At 69.7% G+C, this 16,210-nt stretch carries 14 protein-coding genes; 5 read left to right on the top strand and 9 right to left on the bottom strand.

Annotation, left to right across the window (positions count from 1 at the left end; translation table 11 throughout):
* Window positions 1–4: 4 nt before the first annotated feature.
* The 5 genes from LRF89_RS03995 to LRF89_RS04015 all read right to left on the bottom strand — a co-directional run bounded on the left by LRF89_RS03995 (window position 5) and on the right by LRF89_RS04015 (window position 4,110).
* Complete coding sequence (locus LRF89_RS03995) at window positions 5–1,159, bottom strand: efflux RND transporter periplasmic adaptor subunit (protein WP_201242272.1); 1,155 nt, start codon at window positions 1,157–1,159, stop codon at window positions 5–7.
* Entirely contained in the window at window positions 1,160–1,780 is a 621-nt protein-coding gene (locus LRF89_RS04000; RefSeq protein WP_238634002.1) for a TetR/AcrR family transcriptional regulator, read from the bottom strand.
* A 215-nt stretch (window positions 1,781–1,995) separates the two neighbouring features.
* On the bottom strand, window positions 1,996–2,775 hold the full coding sequence (gene folE2 / locus LRF89_RS04005; protein ID WP_238634003.1) for a GTP cyclohydrolase FolE2: 780 nt from the start codon (window positions 2,773–2,775) through the stop codon (window positions 1,996–1,998).
* Window positions 2,776–2,954: 179 nt separating this feature from the next.
* Complete coding sequence (locus LRF89_RS04010; RefSeq protein WP_201172067.1) at window positions 2,955–3,878, bottom strand: polyprenyl synthetase family protein; 924 nt, start codon at window positions 3,876–3,878, stop codon at window positions 2,955–2,957.
* Window positions 3,847–4,110 (bottom strand): exodeoxyribonuclease VII small subunit, encoded by a 264-nt coding sequence (locus tag LRF89_RS04015; protein ID WP_201172064.1) that lies wholly within the window; start codon window positions 4,108–4,110, stop codon window positions 3,847–3,849. Before LRF89_RS04015 ends, LRF89_RS04010 begins: the two co-directional genes overlap by 32 nt.
* Window positions 4,111–4,304: 194 nt before the next feature.
* On the opposite strand from LRF89_RS04015, the gene parE reads away from it, so the two are divergent.
* The 3 genes from parE (at window position 4,305) to htpX (ending at window position 9,543) form a co-directional block, all read left to right on the top strand.
* Window positions 4,305–6,215, top strand: a complete 1,911-nt coding sequence (gene parE / locus LRF89_RS04020; protein WP_201172061.1) for a DNA topoisomerase IV subunit B — start codon at window positions 4,305–4,307, stop codon at window positions 6,213–6,215.
* A gap of 85 nt (window positions 6,216–6,300) precedes the next feature.
* Window positions 6,301–8,553: a DNA topoisomerase IV subunit A gene (gene parC, locus LRF89_RS04025; RefSeq protein WP_201242268.1), complete on the top strand. Its 2,253-nt coding sequence runs from the start codon at window positions 6,301–6,303 to the stop codon at window positions 8,551–8,553.
* Between the two features lie 99 nt (window positions 8,554–8,652).
* Window positions 8,653–9,543: a protease HtpX gene (htpX, locus tag LRF89_RS04030; protein WP_201242287.1), complete on the top strand. Its 891-nt coding sequence runs from the start codon at window positions 8,653–8,655 to the stop codon at window positions 9,541–9,543.
* Here the strand turns inward: htpX and epmB are convergent.
* Window positions 9,524–10,552 (bottom strand): EF-P beta-lysylation protein EpmB, encoded by a 1,029-nt coding sequence (gene epmB / locus LRF89_RS04035; protein WP_238636633.1) that lies wholly within the window; start codon window positions 10,550–10,552, stop codon window positions 9,524–9,526. The two genes, htpX and epmB, sit on opposite strands and share 20 nt — an antisense overlap.
* Before the next feature lie 29 nt (window positions 10,553–10,581).
* Here epmB and efp point away from each other — a divergent pair, with 29 nt between their 5' ends.
* Both efp and epmA read left to right on the top strand, forming a co-directional pair.
* Window positions 10,582–11,151 carry an elongation factor P gene (efp, locus tag LRF89_RS04040; RefSeq protein WP_201172055.1) on the top strand — a complete coding sequence of 190 codons (570 nt, stop codon included), beginning with the start codon at window positions 10,582–10,584 and terminating at the stop codon, window positions 11,149–11,151.
* 2 nt (window positions 11,152–11,153) lie between these two features.
* Entirely contained in the window at window positions 11,154–12,107 is a 954-nt protein-coding gene (epmA, locus tag LRF89_RS04045; protein WP_201172053.1) for an EF-P lysine aminoacylase EpmA, read from the top strand.
* A 50-nt stretch (window positions 12,108–12,157) separates the two neighbouring features.
* On the opposite strand, the gene LRF89_RS04050 is transcribed toward epmA, so the two are convergent.
* The 3 genes from LRF89_RS04050 to LRF89_RS04060 are packed head-to-tail and all read right to left on the bottom strand — an operon-like array spanning window position 12,158 to window position 16,068.
* Window positions 12,158–13,609, bottom strand: a complete 1,452-nt coding sequence (locus LRF89_RS04050; RefSeq protein WP_201172051.1) for an aldehyde dehydrogenase family protein — start codon at window positions 13,607–13,609, stop codon at window positions 12,158–12,160.
* A 57-nt stretch (window positions 13,610–13,666) separates the two neighbouring features.
* Window positions 13,667–15,079, bottom strand: a complete 1,413-nt coding sequence (locus LRF89_RS04055) for an amidase (RefSeq protein WP_238636634.1) — start codon at window positions 15,077–15,079, stop codon at window positions 13,667–13,669.
* Window positions 15,076–16,068, bottom strand: coding sequence for a D-2-hydroxyacid dehydrogenase (locus LRF89_RS04060; RefSeq protein ID WP_201172036.1), 993 nt, complete (start codon window positions 16,066–16,068; stop codon window positions 15,076–15,078). The genes LRF89_RS04055 and LRF89_RS04060 overlap by 4 nt, the downstream gene beginning before the upstream one ends.
* Between the last annotated feature and the right edge of the window lie 142 nt (window positions 16,069–16,210).

A 16,210-nucleotide genomic window follows, 5' to 3' on the forward strand; every position in this document is an offset into this window, starting at 1 on the left:
TGCGTTACTCCGTGTCCGCGTCGTCGCCTTCGTGGGGAGCGGCGTCCACGGCGGCGCCGTCGGTGAGAAAGCCCGCGCCGTCGAGGACGACGCGCTCACCCGGCTCCAGCCCGTCGCGGATCTCGGCGCGGTCCCCGAAGCGGGTGCCGACCTCCACGGCGCGCTCCTCGACGGCGCCGCCGTCCTCGCCGAGGACGTAGATCACCTCGCCGGCGGGGCGGCGCACGACGCTCTGGTTGGGCAGGACGAGGCCGTCGCGGACATCGAGCACCACCTCCGCCTCGGCGCTGGCCCCGGGGCGCCAGCCGCCGGGGTTGTCCACCTCGGCGATCAGCTGCAGCGAGCGGGTGGCATCGCGGATGCCGGGTCGCAGGTCCGAGATGGTGGTCTCCAGCTCTGGCTGCAGGCCGGAGCGGCTGCGCAGGATCAGCTCTGTCCCGCTGTCGAGCCGCGGGGCCAGGCTCTCGGAGACCGGCAGGCGGACCTTGAGCCGATCCAGATTGATGAGCTGGAAGACCGAGTCGCCGGCGGTGACGTAGTCGCCCTCGCTGATATGGCGTTCATCAACGGCACCGCTGACCACGGCGCGGATCCGGGTCCGCTCCAGGTCCCGCTCGGCGCGCCGCAACTGCGCCAGGGCGGAGGCGAGCTCCTCCTCGCGAGCCTCGAGTTCGGCCTCGGCGTTGTCGAGCTCGTCCTCGGAGATGTGATCGTCCTCGTAGAGTTCCCGGTTGCGGGCCACGTTGCGCTCCTGCACGCCGACCATCGCCGTCAGCCGGGCCACATCGGCGGCCGCGGCATCCCGGTCGTCGACGTAGTCCTCGCGGTCGATCTCGGCGAGCAGGTCGCCGCGCTCGACGCGGGCGCCCTCGTCGACATGGATGGCATCGATGACGCCACCGACCTCGGCGGCGAGCAGCGGGCGCGACTTGGCCTCGACGCTGCCGACGGTGTTGCGGACCTCGCGGACCTGTTCCTCGGTGGCCTCGATCCAGGTCACCGAAAGCGCCTCCTCGCCGCCGTTCCCGTCGTTGTCGCCGGCATCGTCGCCACAGCCGGCAGCGAGCAGGGCCAGGGCGATGATGGCGACCACCGTCCGCAGCCGGCGTGGCCGGGCCGGCGCCTCGGGGGACGAATCGAGCATGTGCCAGTCAGTCACTTAGGCCTCCTTTTGGATCCCGTCGAGCAGGATGTCGACGACGTGATCCGCGTACTGATCAGGGTCGTCGGCGAAGTCCACGCCGGGAAGCTGGCGCAGGACCTCTCGGTGAGCGGTGTAGAAGGTGTTGGCGGCGAGCATCAGTGACGCCATCAGCGCCGGGTTCGTGTCCCGGCGCCAGGAGCCGGTGTGCTGGCCGCGCGAGAAGATCTCTGTCATGCGCTGGAAGTCGGCACCGAAGACCTCGTCGACCAGGGTCCGGGCGCGACACGGATTGGCGTCAAAGGCCTCGGCGAGCACCAGCCGGGTGGCATCGGGGTCGTCCAGGGCGCGGTGCAGGTCGGCGCGGACGAAGGCCCGCAGCTGCTGTGCCGGGTCACGGGTCTCTTCCTCGGCGAAGGCGTGGATCAGCGCCCGGGCCGATTCGCAGCAGCGGCGCAGCGTCTCCACGTAGAGCTCCTCTTTGGAGGCGAAGTGGTGGAAGACATTGGCCTTGCTGACTTCGGCGGCCTCGGCGATGTCGCGGATCGACACCGAGCTGTAGCCCTCGCGGGCGAACAGTTGCTTGGCAGCGGCGACGATCCGTTCGGCAGCTTCGGTGCGACCGGTGTTGTCGGGCATGGGCTCCGCGTCCTACGTCGGGTTCCGGGGTGCGGTCATCTCGCCAACCGACCGAACGGTCAGAGACTCTACAAGGACTATGCTACGCACTCAAGGCGGTCGATGCACGGGTCGCGATTGATTGCTATCAAATGGGCTCCCGGGGGGCGGAGGTCGCCCCCCGGGCGGGGCGGGGCAGCTGATCCGGGCCGCGCCGGGGCGGTGTCGCCGCGCGGTCAGCGCCCCCGCTTGTCCTGCTCGATGAGCGCAAACGCGGAGTGGTTGTGGATGGACTCGTAGTTCTCGGAGGTCACGGAGTACGCGGCGATGCGCTCATCGTCGTTGAGGCGGCCGGCGATGTCCCGGACCACGTCCTCGACGAACTTCGGGTTGTCGTAGGCGCGCTCCGTCACGTGTTTTTCGTCCGGGCGCTTGAGGAGCCCGTAAAGCTCACAGGAGCCTTCCTGCTCGACGAGGTCGATGAGTTCCTCAAGCCAGACAAAACCGTCCATGAGGGCCGTCACGATGACCAGCGAGCGCTGGTTGTGGGCGCCACGGTCGGCGATCTCCTTGGAGCAAGGGCAGAGTGTGGTGATCGGCACGGCAACGCGCACCCAGGTTTCGTGCCGGTCGCCGTGGATCTCGCCGACGAAGGTCACCTCGTAGTCCATGAGGCTCTCGACCCCGGTGATCGGCGCCTGCTTGTTCACGAAGTAGGGAAACGCCATCTCGATGTGCCCGGAATGGGCCTCGAGCCGGTCGGTCATCTCGGCGAGCATCTCGTGGAAGGACTCGACGGTCACCTCGCGGTCGTGGCCCTCGAGGATCGAGACGAACCGCGACATGTGCGTGCCCTTGAAGTGTTGCGGCAGGTTCACGTACATGCTGAAGGTGGCCACGGTGTGCTGGTCCCGCCCCGTGCGGTCGCGGACCCGCACCGGATGGCGGATGTCCTTGATGCCGACCTTGTTGATCTCGATCTGCCGGGTGTCGGCTCGTCCCTGGACGTCTTCCATGGTCTTGTTCCTGGTGTCTGAGCCCGTCGTGTGCGGCGGGTGACAAGTGGGGTTCAGCATGATTCTGCGGCCTCGGTCTCGGCTTCCAGCGGTAGGTTTGAATTTGGAACGAGTTTAAATATTTGTAAAGGGGCGATCCCGACGGTCTCGGCAGGGTTTTTGTCCGGGAAGGCGGGCTTTCAGGCCTGGCGCTGGATGCAGTAGGCGGCCAGTCCGCGCAGTACATCGGCGCCGGGGCCCAGTCCGTCGAGGGCATCGATGGCGTCGCCAGCCAGCCGCTCGGCCAGTTCGCGCGACTGGCGCAGCCCGAGGATTGACGGGTAGGTGGGCTTATCCCGGGCTGCGTCGGCGCCCTGCTCCTTGCCCAGGGCCTTGGCGTCGCCTTCGACGTCGAGCACGTCGTCGTGGATCTGGAAGGCGAGACCGACGCACTTGGCGTAGCGGTCGAGGGCGTTGAGGGTGGCGGCGCAGGTCGGGCCACTGGCCAGGGCGCCGAGCTGGACACTGGCGCGGATCAGGGCCCCGGTCTTGTGGATGTGCATGTCCTCGAGCTCGGCGGCGTCGAGCCGGCGCCCGACGGAGGCGAGGTCGATGGCCTGGCCGCCGACCATGCCGCGCGAGCCGGCCGCCCGGGCCAGTGCCTGCACCATCCCGGCGCGGGCGGCCGGGGCCGGGGCGTCCTCCCGCTCGCCGTCGGCGAGCAGCTCGAAGGCCCGGGCCTGCAGGGCGTCGCCGACCAGGATGGCCGTCGGTTCGTCGTAGGCGCGGTGGCAGGTGGGCTGCCCGCGGCGCATGTCGTCATCGTCCATGGCGGGCAGATCGTCGTGGACGAGCGAATAGGCGTGGATCATCTCGACGGCGCAGGCCGGGGCGTCCAGCCCACTGCCGGTGTAGTCCAGGGCCCGGCCGGTGGCGTAGACCAGGGTCGGGCGCATGCGCTTGCCGCCGCCGAGCACGGCGTAGCGCATGGCCTCGTGGAGGCCCGTCGGGTGGGCTTCAGCGGCGGGCAGGGCCGCCTCCAGGGCCCGCTCCGCGCGTTCGCGCAGTGGCGGCAGTGCCGCCTCCAGGGCTTCAAGAATCGTCGGGTCGAAACGGGCCGACATCACCGTCCTCGCTGTTCTCGAGTAGGATGGCCACTTTCTGCTCGGCGGCGCCCAGCGCCTTCTGGCAGTGGCGGGTCAGGTGGATGCCCCGCTCGAAGTCGCGCAGCGCCTCCTCGAGGCTCTGCTCGCCACGCTCCATGCGTTCGATCAGTGCCTCGAGCTCGGCCACCGAGCGCTCGAAGTCGGGGAGGTCGCCCTGGGGGGCGGATTCCTGCGAATCGCTCTCACTCATGACGGGGAAAAGTAACGGAGCCGCAAGGGGTGGTCAAATGAGCGTCGAGCCGGCAGGGTGCCCGCTCGCGCCCGTGCCCCGGAGGGGGACGGGATATCCGGTGCACGGCTCCCTTGTAAGTTGCCGCCGGGAGCCGGAAACTGCTCGCCCTGAGCGCGAACCCTCAATGGCCCGATCCGCGACCACGTGATCCGATGACGACCAAGACCCAGCAGACCTACGACGCCACCGACATCGAAGTCCTCACCGGCCTGGAGCCGGTGCGCCGGCGCCCCGGCATGTACACCGAGACCAACCGCCCCGACCACCTGGCACAGGAGGTCATCGACAACAGCGTCGACGAGGCGGTGGCCGGCCACGCCCGGCGTATCGAGGTGACTCTGCACGCCGATGGTTCGCTGGAGGTCAGCGACGACGGCCGCGGGATGCCGGTGGATACCCACCCCACCGAAGGGGTCCCGGCCGTGGAGGTGATCCTCGGCCGGCTCCACGCTGGCGGCAAGTTCTCCAGTAAGAGCTACCGCTACTCCGGCGGCCTGCACGGGGTTGGCGTCTCGGTGGTCAATGCCCTGTCGACGCGGCTGCAGGTGCACATCCGCCGTGACGGCGCCGAGCACACCATCGCTTTCTCCGCAGGGGAGCGCATCGAGCCGTTGGAGCAGGTGGGCAAGACGCGGGAGACCGGGACCACGCTGCGCTTCTGGCCGGATACCAGCTACTTCGATAGCCCGCGCTTCTCCCGGGCGCGGCTCGAGCACCTGCTGCGTGCCAAGGCGGTGCTCTGCCCGGGGCTGACGGTCGTCCTCCGCGACGCCACCGGCGGCGAGGGGCAGGAGCCGGAGGTGCTGAGCTGGTATTACGAGGACGGTCTGCGCGACTACCTGGCCGGCGCCGTGGCCGAGTACGAGCACCTGCCGGATCCGCCGTTCACCGCCCGGCTCGGCTCCGAGCACGAGGAGATGGAGTGCGCCCTGGTCTGGCTCCCCGAGGGCAGCGGCCCGGCCGAGAGCTACGTCAACCTGATCCCCACCGCCCAGGGCGGCACCCACGTCAACGGCCTGCGTACCGGCCTGACCGAGGCCCTGCGGGAGTTCTGCGAGCTGCGCAACCTGCTGCCGCGCGGCGTGCGGATTGCCCCGGAGGACGTCTGGGAGCACATCAGCTACGTCCTGTCGGTGAAGATGCACGAGCCGCAGTTCGCCGGGCAGACCAAGGAGCGGCTCTCCTCGCGCAACTGCGCCGCCTTCGTCTCCGGAGCCATCAAGGACGCCTTCAGCCTGTGGCTCAACGAGCATACCCAGAGCGCCGAGCAGATCGTCGATCTGGTGGTGCGCGCCGCGCAGCGCCGTCAGCGCGCTGCCAAGAAGGTGACCCGCAAGCGCGTCGGCAGCGGGCCGGCGCTGCCGGGCAAGCTGGCCGACTGCACCGGGCAGGATCCGGCGCGCAGTGAACTCTTCCTGGTCGAGGGCGATTCCGCCGGCGGTTCCGCCAAGCAGGCGCGCGAGCGGGAGTTCCAGGCGGTCATGCCCCTGCGTGGCAAGATCCTCAACACCTGGGAGGTGGCGCCGGACGAGGTCATGGCCTCGCAGGAGGTCCACGACATCGCCGTGGCGCTGGGGGTCGATCCGGGCAGCGACGACCTCTCCGGGCTGCGCTACCACAAGGTCTGCGTCCTCGCCGACGCCGACCCCGATGGGGCGCATATCGCCACGCTGCTCTGCGCGCTGTTCCAGCGCCACTTCCCGGCCCTGGTCGCCGGCGGACACGTCTACGTGGCCATGCCGCCGCTGTATCGCATCGATGTCGGCAAGCAGACCTTCTACGCCCTGGATCGCGACGAGCGCCAGGGCATCCTCGATCGCATCGAGGCGGAGCGCATCAAGGGCAAGGTGCAGGAGACCCGCTTCAAGGGCCTGGGCGAGATGAATCCGGTCCAGCTGCGCGAGACCACCATGGCCCCGGATACCCGCCGCCTGGTGCAGCTCACCGTCGACGACCCGGAGGAGACCGAGCGCCTGCTGGGCATGCTGCTCGGTCGCGGCGCCGCCGCCCAGCGCCGGGAGTGGCTGGAGAGCAAGGGCAACTTGGCGGAGATTGTCATTTAGGGACCAGTAGCCACTGCCCCTGATCCGTTCAACCTGACCGCTGCCCCCTGAGCCCTGAACCCCTAAACCTGAATCCTGAAAAACTATGTCCGATCCCGCTGCCTCCGATTTCGAGACCCAGCCGCTCCGCGAGTTCACGGAGCGGGCCTACCTCGATTACTCGATGTACGTCATCCTCGATCGTGCCCTGCCCCACGTCTCCGATGGCCTCAAGCCGGTGCAGCGGCGGATCGTCTACGCCATGTCCGAGCTCGGCCTTTCGGCGGCGGCAAAGTACAAGAAGTCGGCGCGCACCGTCGGCGATGTGCTGGGCAAGTACCACCCCCACGGAGACGCGGCCTGCTATGAGGCCATGGTCCACATGGCCCAGCCGTTCACTTACCGCTACCCGCTGATCGACGGGCAGGGCAACTGGGGCTCGCCGGACGACCCGAAATCCTTCGCGGCCATGCGTTACACCGAAGCGCGCCTGACGCCCTACGCCCGGGTGCTGCTCAGCGAGCTGGGGCAGGGCACGGTGGAGTGGATCCCCAATTTCGATGGCGCCCTTCAGGAGCCGGAGCGCCTGCCGGCGCGACTGCCCAACGTGCTGCTCAACGGCGGTTCGGGGATCGCCGTGGGGATGGCCACGGACATCCCCCCGCACAACCTGCGCGAGGTGGTTGCCGCCTGCGTCCATCTGCTTGACCATCCCGAGGCCACCACCGCTGAACTCTGCGAGCACGTTCCGGCGCCGGATTTCCCCACTGCCTCGGACGTGATCACCCCGCGCGAGGAGCTGCGCGGCATCTACGAGCGCGGTCACGGCACCGTGCGCGCCCGGGCCCGCTGGGAGTACGAGCGGGAGCAGGCGCAGATCGTCATCCACGCGCTTCCCTACCAGGTGGCCGGCGCCAAGGTCATGGAGCAGATCGCGGCCCAGATCCAGTCGCGCAAGCTACCGATGGTCGAGGATCTGCGCGATGAGTCGGACCACGATGCGCCGGTGCGCATCGTGGTCCAGCTGCGCTCCCGGCGCCAGGATCCGGAGCGGGTGATGGATCACCTGTTCGCCACCACCGATCTCGAGCGCGGCTACCGGGTTCACCTCAACGTCATCGGCCTCGATGGCCGGCCACGGGTCTTCTCCCTGCGCGACCTGCTCGCGGAGTGGCTGAGCTTCCGCACCGAGACGGTCCGCCGCCGCCTGGCCTGGCGCCTGGATAAGGTGGAGGACCGGCTGCATATCCTCGAGGGCCTGCTCACCGCCTATCTGAACATCGATGAGGTCATCGCCATCATCCGCGAGGAGGACGAGCCCAAGCCGGTGCTCATGGAGCGCTTCGGGCTCAGTGATGCCCAGGCCGAGGCGATTCTCGAGCTGCGCCTGCGCCACTTGGCGCGGCTCGAGGAGATGAAGATCCGCGGTGAGCAGGGGGATCTGGAGCGCGAGCGCGACGAGCTGCGCGCCACCCTCGGCGATGAGGCCCGGCTGCGCGAGCAGGTCAAGAGCGAGCTGCTCAGCGACACCGAGGCCCACGGCGACGAGCGGCGCTCGCCACTGGTCCACCGCGGCCCGGCGCGGGCCATGGACGAGACCGAGCTGATGCCCAGCGAGCCGGTGACCGTGGTCCTCTCGGAGAAGGGCTGGGTGCGCGCGGCCAAGGGGCATGAGGTTGATCCGAGCGGGCTGTCCTACAAAGCCGGCGACGGTTACCTGGATCACGCCCCGGGGCGCTCCAACCAGCCGGCGGTCTTCCTCGACTCCACCGGCCGGGCCTACGCGGTGCCGGCTCACACGCTCCCGTCGGCGCGCAGCCAAGGTGAACCGCTGACCAAGCGGCTCACGCCGCCGGAGAAGGCGCGCTTCCAGTCGGTGCTCGCCGGCGACCCGGAGTCGCGCTGGCTGCTCGCCTCCGACGCCGGCTACGGCTTCCGTGTCCCCCTGCGGGAGCTCTTCTCGCGCAACCGCGCGGGCAAGGCCGTGCTGACCCTGCCGGAGGGGGCGGCGGTGCTGCCGCCGGTGGCGTTGCCCGCCGAGGCCGATGGGGCCGAGGTGGCGGTGGCCAGCTCCGACGGTCGGCTGCTGGTCTTCCCCCTCGAGGAGCTCCCGGAGATGGCGCGGGGCAAGGGCAACAAGCTCATCGGCATCCCGGCCCAGCGCCTGCGCAGCCGTGAGGAGGTGGTGGTGGCGGTCGCCGTGCTGCCCGCCGGCGCTGCGCTGCGGGTGGAGGCCGGCAAGACCGGCAAGCGGCTCAGTCGCGACGACCTGGAGGCCTTCCGCGCCGCCCGGGGCCGGCGTGGCGTTCAGCTGCCGCGGGGCCTGCGCCAGGTCCGCGGCCTGCGTGTCGACGTCTGAGCGTGGTGACGGGGTCTTGAAACCTTTGCCGCCGAACCCAATCCAAGCGTCAGGAAGTGGATCCCGCAGTCTGACGAAAGAGGAGCGTTCTCAACGATGCTGACCCGGATCGCGTTATTGCTGGCGACCAACATCGCCGTCGTGTTGGTGCTGTCGATCATCCTGAACCTGCTCGGCGTGGAGCAGTTCCTCCGCGAGCACGGCATCGATGCGGAGCTGGTCACGCTGCTGATCTTTGCCGCGGGTATCGGCTTCGCCGGCTCGTTCATCTCGCTAGCGATGTCCAAGTACATGGCGATGAAGATGATGGGTGCACAGCCCATCGAGAGTCCGCGCGGCGAGCAGGAGCAGTGGCTGGTGGAGACGGTGCGCCGTTTCGCCCAGCGTGAGGGCATCGGCATGCCCGATGTGGCGATCTACGACGCCCCGGAGATCAACGCCTTTGCCACCGGTGCGCGGCGCAACAGCGCCCTGGTGGCGGTCAGCTCGGGGCTGCTGCAGAACATGACCCGAGACGAGGCCGAGGCGGTCATCGCCCACGAGGTGGCCCACGTCTCTAACGGGGATATGGTCACCCTGACCCTGATTCAGGGCGTGGTGAACACCTTCGTGATCTTCCTCTCCCACGTCGCCGGGCGCTTCGTCGACCGGGTGGTGTTCAAGAACGAGGACGGCCACGGCCCCGGCTTTTGGATCACCATGATCTTCGCCCAGATGGTCCTCGGCGTGTTGGCCTCGATGATTACTATGTACTTCTCGCGCAAGCGCGAGTTCCGGGCCGACGCCGGGTCCGCCAAGCTGGCCGGGCGCGACAAGATGATCGCCGCGCTGGAGAAGCTCAAGCGCTCGGTGGAGCCGCAGAACATGCCGGACGAGATGGAGGCCTTCGGCATCAATGGCCGGATGGGCGGCTCTTCGATCAAGCGGCTGTTCATGTCGCACCCGCCGCTGGATGAGCGCATCGAGGCGCTCAAGGCGCGTCCGGTGTAATCACCGTCTTGGCCGCCGCGCCGGGCTCCTCGCGGGCCAGGCGCGGGACCAGGTAGCCGGGCAGTCTCCGGGCGAGTTCCGCCCAGAGCCGCTGCCCGGTTTTTTCGTCGACGTCGAAGTGGGCGGCGCCGGCCACCGGGTCGAGCAGGTGCAGGTAATAGGGCAGGACGTCAGCGGCGAACAGCCGCTCGGAGAGCGCTGCCAGAGTGGCGCTGTCGTCGTTGACCCCTCGCAGGAGGACCGTCTGATTGAGCACTGTCGAGCAGACATTGCCCAGACGGGCCAACGCCGAGCCCACCTCCGCGTCGACCTCCCTGGGGTGGTTGGCGTGAACGACGACCACGGTCTGCAGGCGGGTCTGTCCCAGATGGCGGGCCAGGGCGGCCGTCACCCGGGACGGGATCACCACCGGCAGCCGTGTGTGGATACGCACCCGGCGTACCGCCTCGATTTCACCGAGGCGCCGGAGGCAGGCGCCCAGGGCCTGATCATCGAGCAGCAGCGGATCGCCGCCGCTGAGGATCACCTCTTCCGGCGCTCCCGCCTGCTCCAGCCGGTCGAGGGCGGTGCGCCAGCCGGGTTCGCGGTTGTAGGGGAAGCAGCGCCGGAAGCAGTAGCGGCAGTGGATGGCACAGCCCCCGGTGGCGATGAGCAGGCTGCGGCCCTGGTACTTCTGCAGGACGCCGCTGCCGGGGTGCCCGTCCTGTTCGGCCAGGGGATCCGCGGTGTAGCCGGGGTGCGTCTCGAGTTCCGCATCGATGGGGAGCACCTGACGCAGCAGTGGGTCGTGGGGATCCCCGGGCCGGATGCGTGCCAGATAGGGAACTGGGACCCGCAGCGGGAATGACCGCGCCGCCCGCTCCGCCGGGGCGAGCAGGGCCTCGGGCAGGTCCAGGCGGTGGAGCAGCTCGGCGGGTTGGCGGATCGCGCCGACCAGCTCCTGGCGCCAGCGCTCGTTGGCGCGGCGTTGCCTGCCTGGCTTGGGCTGTCGGGCCGTATCGGTTAGCATCGCTTCAACTTCGCATACCCGAGGGGATTATGGCGACCTATAGCACCAACGAATTCAAGGGCGGACTCAAGATTATGCTCGACGGTGATCCTTACACCATCGTCGAGAACGAGTTCGTCAAGCCCGGTAAGGGGCAGGCCTTCAACCGCGTCAAGCTGCGCAATCTGAAGACCAACCGCGTCGTCGAGAAGACCTTCAAGTCCGGCGAGAGCGTCGAGGCGGCCGACGTCATGGAGACCGAACTCCAGTACCTCTACAACGACGGTGAGTTCTGGTACTTCATGGATCCCAACTCCTTCGACCAGAAGGCCGCCCCGGCCAGCGCCGTGGGCGATGCGGCCCAGTGGATCAAGGAGCAGGATACCTGCACCGTGATCCTTTGGAACGACGCGCCGCTGCAGGTCGAGGCGCCGAGCTTCGTCGACCTCAAGGTCATCGAGACCGATCCGGGTGTGCGTGGCGATACCAGCAGCGGCGGCACCAAGCCGGCCAAGCTGGAGACCGGAGCCACGGTGCGGGTGCCCCTGTTCATCGAGGAGGGTGAGGTGCTGCGCGTCGACACCCGCAAGGCGGAGTACGTCAGCCGCGCCAAGGACTGACGATGGCGGCCGGCGCTCCGCGCGGCGCCGCCGATGGCGCCACCGTGCGCCGGGTGGGGCGGGAGCTGGCACGGATCCGCCGCTTCCTGGCCGAGCGCGAGGTGCTGGAGGTGCAGCCGCCGTGTCTCGGTCCTGCGGCCATGGACCCGGCGCTGGAGAGCATCTCGGTGCCAGGCGCCGCCGCTGACGGCGCCACCGCTTACCTGCAGACCTCGCCGGAATCGGCCATGAAGGCGATGCTTGCCGCCGGCAGTGGCGACATCTACTACCTCGGTCCGGCCTGGCGCGGTGGCGAGTGCGGGCGCTGGCACGCCGCCGAGTTCACCCTGCTCGAGTGGTATCGCATTGGTTTTGATCACCACCACCTGATGGACGAGGTGGCGGCGCTGGCGGCGCTGCTTGTCGGTGATCGCCCGGTGGAGCGCTGGTCCTACCAAGGGGCCTTTCGTCATTATGCCGGTGTCGATCCCCTGGCCGACGCGGATGACGTGCTCCGCGACGCTCTGGCGGACCAGGGCATCGAGTTGCACGGGGGCGTCCCGGCGGGGCGCGATGAGACGCTCGATCTGCTGCTCTCTCACGCCGTGGGGCCGGCCCTGGGCCACGGTAAGTTGACCTTTCTCGATGGGTTCCCGGCCAGCCAGGCCGCCCTGGCCCGCCTGGACGACGCCGACCCGCGCACGGCCCGGCGCTTCGAGCTCTTCATCGACGGCTTGGAGATCGCCAACGGGTACCATGAGCTCACCGATGCGGCGGCGCAGCGCGAGCGCTTCCGGGCCGAGCAGGCCGAGCGCCGCGGTGCCGGCCAGCCGGTACACGCGCTCGATGAGCGGTTGCTCACCGCGCTCGAGCAGGGCGTTCCCGATTGCGCCGGTGTGGCGCTGGGGGTGGATCGGCTCCTGGCGCTGGCGCTGGGCGCCTCGTCGCTCCGCGAGGTGCGCGGGGCCGACGGGTAGGCGGGGTGGGGCGCCCCGGCAGCCGCAGGCCCCCGGGGCGCCGCGGAGGGTCAGCCGCCGCGGGGCACGGTCTGCGTATCGATGAACTCGAACAGCCCCTCGAGGCCGCCCTCGCGGCCGTAGCCGGAGAGCTTCATGCCGCCGAAGGGGGCCTCCGGCGTCGGGCCGCTGCCGGTGTTCCAGCCCACGTGGGGGAAGGCCAGGCGCCGGATGAATCGCTCGGCCCGGGCGTCGTCACCGGTGAACAGGTAGGCGGCCAGGCCGAACTCCGTATCGTTGGCCATGGCCAGCGCCTCGGCCTCATCGCCGAAGGCGGCCATGGGCACCAGCGGCCCGAAGGTCTCCTCCTGCCAGCAGGCCATGTCGGCGGTGACGCCGCGGACGACCGTCGGCGGGAAGTAGGCGCCGTGCTCGTGCTCCAGCGGGCCCGGGTCTTCGCCGAGCACCGGCGTGGCGCCCTGCTCGACGGCGTCCAGGTAGTGGCGGCGGACCTTGTCGTAACCGCTGCGGTCGATCAGCGGCCCCAGATCCACCCCGGGGGCCATGCCATCACCGACGGTCAGCCGGGCGGCGCGCTCGGCCACCTTCTCGGAGAAGGTGTCGATCACCGACGCCTCGACCAGGATGCGGTTGGCGCAGACGCAGGTCTGTCCGCCGCCGCGGAACTTGTTGGCCATCAGCTGATCCGCGGCCCAGTCAAGATCGGTGTCGGCAAAGACAATGAACGGTGCGTTGCCGCCGAGTTCCAGAGCCAGGCGCGTGCAGTCGTCGGCGCTGGCGCGGATCAGTTGCTGACCGACGCCGGTCGAGCCGGTGAAGCTGAACACCCGGATGCGCCGGTCGGCGAGCAGGGCATCGCCGATGGGGCCCGCGGCCCCGGTGACCAGGTTGACCATGCCCGGCGGCAGGTCCAGCTCGCGGTGGAGCAGGGTGAACAGCGCCACCATGGTCAGCGGCGTCTTCGAGGACGGCTTGACCACCGCCGGCGCCCCGGCGGCGAGGGAGGCGGAGAGCTTCTTGGCGATCATGCCGATGGGGAAGTTCCACGGCGTGACCAAGGCCACCGCGCCCGCTGGACGGTTGTGTACGGTCCAGGTGCAGCCGCGGGGCTGTTCCTCCAGGGTCCGCGGGGCGAGTGCATCGAGGTTGCGGGCCGCGTAGGCGAAGAAGCCGGCAGCGTAGAGCACCTCGCCCTGGCCCTCGGCGTGGGGTTTGCCGTGTTCCAGGGTCAGGATGCGCCCGAGCTCCTCCTGGTGCTCGCGCAGTGCGGCATCGATGGCCTGCAGCCAGCCGCGCCGGGTCTCCAGGTCCGGCGTTTCCGCCAGGGCGGCATCGGCGGCATCGACCGCCCGGTTGGCCTCGTGGGCGCCCAGCGCCGGGAGTTCGCCGAGCAGCTCGCCGTTGGCCGGGTTGGTGATCTGGAATGTGGCGCCGTTGTCGGCGCCCACCCAGTTGCCGGCGATGTAAGAGTTGAATTCGGGCAGTAGCGGAGAATCGATCATGTTGACCTTCTTGGCAGCGGAGTCGTGGTTCGGTATTCCGGAGCCGGTGCCCGCCGGTCAGTGGGCCCAGGCTGGCCGCTGGTCAGTCAGCGGCGCGGCCTGCTGGTAGGTGTGGGCCGCACGCAGGACCAGCGCGTCGGCGTGCCGGGTGCCAACGATCTGCAGGCCAATGGGTAGGCCCTGGGCCGTGAAGCCGCACGGTACCGAGCAGGCCGGTTGGCCGGTCATGTTGAACGGGTAGGTGAAGGGGGTCCAGCTGGGCCAGCGGCGGTCGTGCCACCCCTCCGGCACCTCGAGCCCGGCCGTGAACGCCGGGATGGGCAGCGTCGGTGTGAGCAGCAGGTCGTAGCGCTGGTGGAACAGGCTGGTGCGCTCGATGAGCGCGGCCCGCTCGTTCATCGCCGCCAGGTAGTCGAGCATGGAGGCGTCGCGAACGCTGCCCACCGCTTCGATGAGGTTGGGGTCCATCTCGGCGTGGCGCTCCTCGGGGATGCTGCGCAGGGCGTTGGCGGCACCGCCGAAGAAGAGCAGATCGAAGGCCTCGCGCGGGTCGGCGAAGCCCGGATCCACCTCCTCGATCTGCGCGCCCAGCGCCTCGAACAGGCGCGCCGCCTCGGCCACGCTGCGCGCGATCTCGGGATCGACCTGCACGTAGCCGAGGTTGGGGCTGAAGGCCACGCGCAGGCCGCCGACACCGCCGGCCAGTGCGGCCACGTAGTCGCCGCCGGCCGCGGGCAGGGTCGGATCCCGGAGGTCGGGTTCGGCGATGACGTTCATCAGCCGTGCGGCGTCCTCCACGGTCCAGGTCATCGGGCCCGGGTGGGCCAGCTGCCCGAACGGGCTCGCCGGCCACAGGGGCACCCGGCCCTGGGTTGGCTTGTGCCCGACCAGGCCCGAGAAGCCGGCCGGGATGCGGATCGAGCCGCCGGCGTCGGTGCCCAGGGCCAGCGGGCCCATGCCCAGTACCACCGAGGAGGCGCTGCCGCCGCTGGAGCCACCGGCCGTCTTGTCGGGGTCGAAGGGGTTGCGGGTGACGCCGTAGCAGGGGCAGTCGGTGACCCCCTTCCAGCCGAGTTCCGGCGTGGTGGTCTTGCCTAGCGGCACGAAGCCGTGGCGGCGCAGCGCCGAGACCGCCGGGGCGTCCTGCTCCCAGGGGCCGGCCGGGTCGACGGTCTTGGAGCCCTTGAGATTGGGCCAGCCGCGGGTCAGGAAGACGTCCTTGATGGCCACCGGCACGCCATCGAGCTCGCCCATCGGCGAGGTGTTGTGGTAGCGCTGCTCGGCGCGCCGGGCAGCGGCCAGCGTCGTCTCTTCGTCCACCAGGCAGAAGGCGTTGACCGTCTCGTTGTGGGCCCGGATCCGCGCCAGGGCCGCCTCCGTGGCCTCGACGGGGGAGAGGGTGCCGTCGCGGTAGCGACGGAGCAGCTCGCTGGCGGTGAGTTCGGCGATGGCGTTGGGGTTGCTGCTCATGCTGGGTTCTCCGGTGGCACGTAACCGCGTTGCTTGTCGACGACGTTGCACAGCGGTGAGCCGGTGGACCACCGCTCGAAGTTGTCGATGAACTGATGGATCAGCGCCTTGCGCCAGCCGACGAAATCGCCGGCCATATGGTGCGAGATAAAGACGTTGGGCATGTCCCACAGCGGGTGCGCCGCCGGCAGGGGCTCTTCCTCGAAGACGTCCAGGGCGGCGCCGGCGATTTCCCCGTCGTGCAGGGACGCGACCAGATCCTCGGTGACCACGATCGGCCCGCGGCCGATGTTGATCAGGCGCGCGCCGGGGTCCATGGCCCGGAAGGCACGGCGGTCGAACAGCCCCCGGGTGGCGTCGGTCAGCGGGGCGGCGATGATCACGTAGTCCGCCCGCGGCAGCTGCTCGTGCAGGTCCGCTGTGCCGTAGACCGTGCCGAAGTCGGCGTCGTCGCTGCGCGGACGGCTGGCCACGCCGTCGACGGACAGCCCGGCGCCGTCCAGTAGCCGGGCGATCTGCCGGCCGATGGATCCGGCCCCGACGACCAGCGCCCGCTTGCCCTGGATGCGCTCGGTCTCACGGTGGCGCCATTCGCGGCGCTCCTGCAGGGCCAGGGTGGTACGCATGTCCTTGGCGAAGAGCAGGATCATCCCCAGCACCGTCTCCGCGATGGCCCGGTCGAAGATGCCGCGGGCGTTGGTCAGGGGGATCGAGGAGCGGGCCATCTCGGGGAAGAGCAGGGCATCGACGCCGGCGCTGGTGGCGTGGACCCATTCGAGCTGACGGGCGTGGGGCCAGGCATCGCGGACGAAGCGGGTGCGGAAATCCGTCACCAGCAGGACCCGGGCATCGGCGATGGCTTCGGTGAGCCCTTCGCGGGTGGTGGCGTGGCGGACCTCGGCGCGGTCCTCAAGCTGCTCGAGCCCCGGCGGCGGTCCCTCGTCCGGGGCGGTGAGCAGGGCGATGACAGGTCGTGCTCCGTCGGCCATGACCCCTCGACCTCCTAGCGGTGATTTCTGTCCAAGGTATCGGGTGGACGGGGGAGGGACAAGGAGCGCGACTGCCCGGCTTTCGGCCGCGGGGGTCTTGTAAGCGGACTGGAAAGGATGACACTTTGCAGTCAGGGGCGAG

It is taken from the genome of Halorhodospira sp. 9621 (assembly GCF_022228055.1).
Lineage (GTDB): Bacteria > Pseudomonadota > Gammaproteobacteria > Nitrococcales > Halorhodospiraceae > Halorhodospira > Halorhodospira halophila_A.

Coding starts and splice junctions, on each gene's coding strand:
- LRF89_RS04000 (WP_238634002.1), bottom strand. CDS start 1,780: ATGCCCGACAACACCGGTCGCACCGAAGCTGCCGAACGGATCGTCGCC.
- folE2 (WP_238634003.1), bottom strand. CDS start 2,775: ATGGAAGACGTCCAGGGACGAGCCGACACCCGGCAGATCGAGATCAAC.
- LRF89_RS04010 (WP_201172067.1), bottom strand. CDS start 3,878: ATGTCGGCCCGTTTCGACCCGACGATTCTTGAAGCCCTGGAGGCGGCA.
- LRF89_RS04015 (WP_201172064.1), bottom strand. CDS start 4,110: ATGAGTGAGAGCGATTCGCAGGAATCCGCCCCCCAGGGCGACCTCCCC.
- parE (WP_201172061.1), top strand. CDS start 4,305: ATGACGACCAAGACCCAGCAGACCTACGACGCCACCGACATCGAAGTC.
- parC (WP_201242268.1), top strand. CDS start 6,301: ATGTCCGATCCCGCTGCCTCCGATTTCGAGACCCAGCCGCTCCGCGAG.
- epmB (WP_238636633.1), bottom strand. CDS start 10,552: ATGCTAACCGATACGGCCCGACAGCCCAAGCCAGGCAGGCAACGCCGC.
- efp (WP_201172055.1), top strand. CDS start 10,582: ATGGCGACCTATAGCACCAACGAATTCAAGGGCGGACTCAAGATTATG.
- epmA (WP_201172053.1), top strand. CDS start 11,154: ATGGCGGCCGGCGCTCCGCGCGGCGCCGCCGATGGCGCCACCGTGCGC.
- LRF89_RS04050 (WP_201172051.1), bottom strand. CDS start 13,609: ATGATCGATTCTCCGCTACTGCCCGAATTCAACTCTTACATCGCCGGC.
- LRF89_RS04055 (WP_238636634.1), bottom strand. CDS start 15,079: ATGAGCAGCAACCCCAACGCCATCGCCGAACTCACCGCCAGCGAGCTG.
- LRF89_RS04060 (WP_201172036.1), bottom strand. CDS start 16,068: ATGGCCGACGGAGCACGACCTGTCATCGCCCTGCTCACCGCCCCGGAC.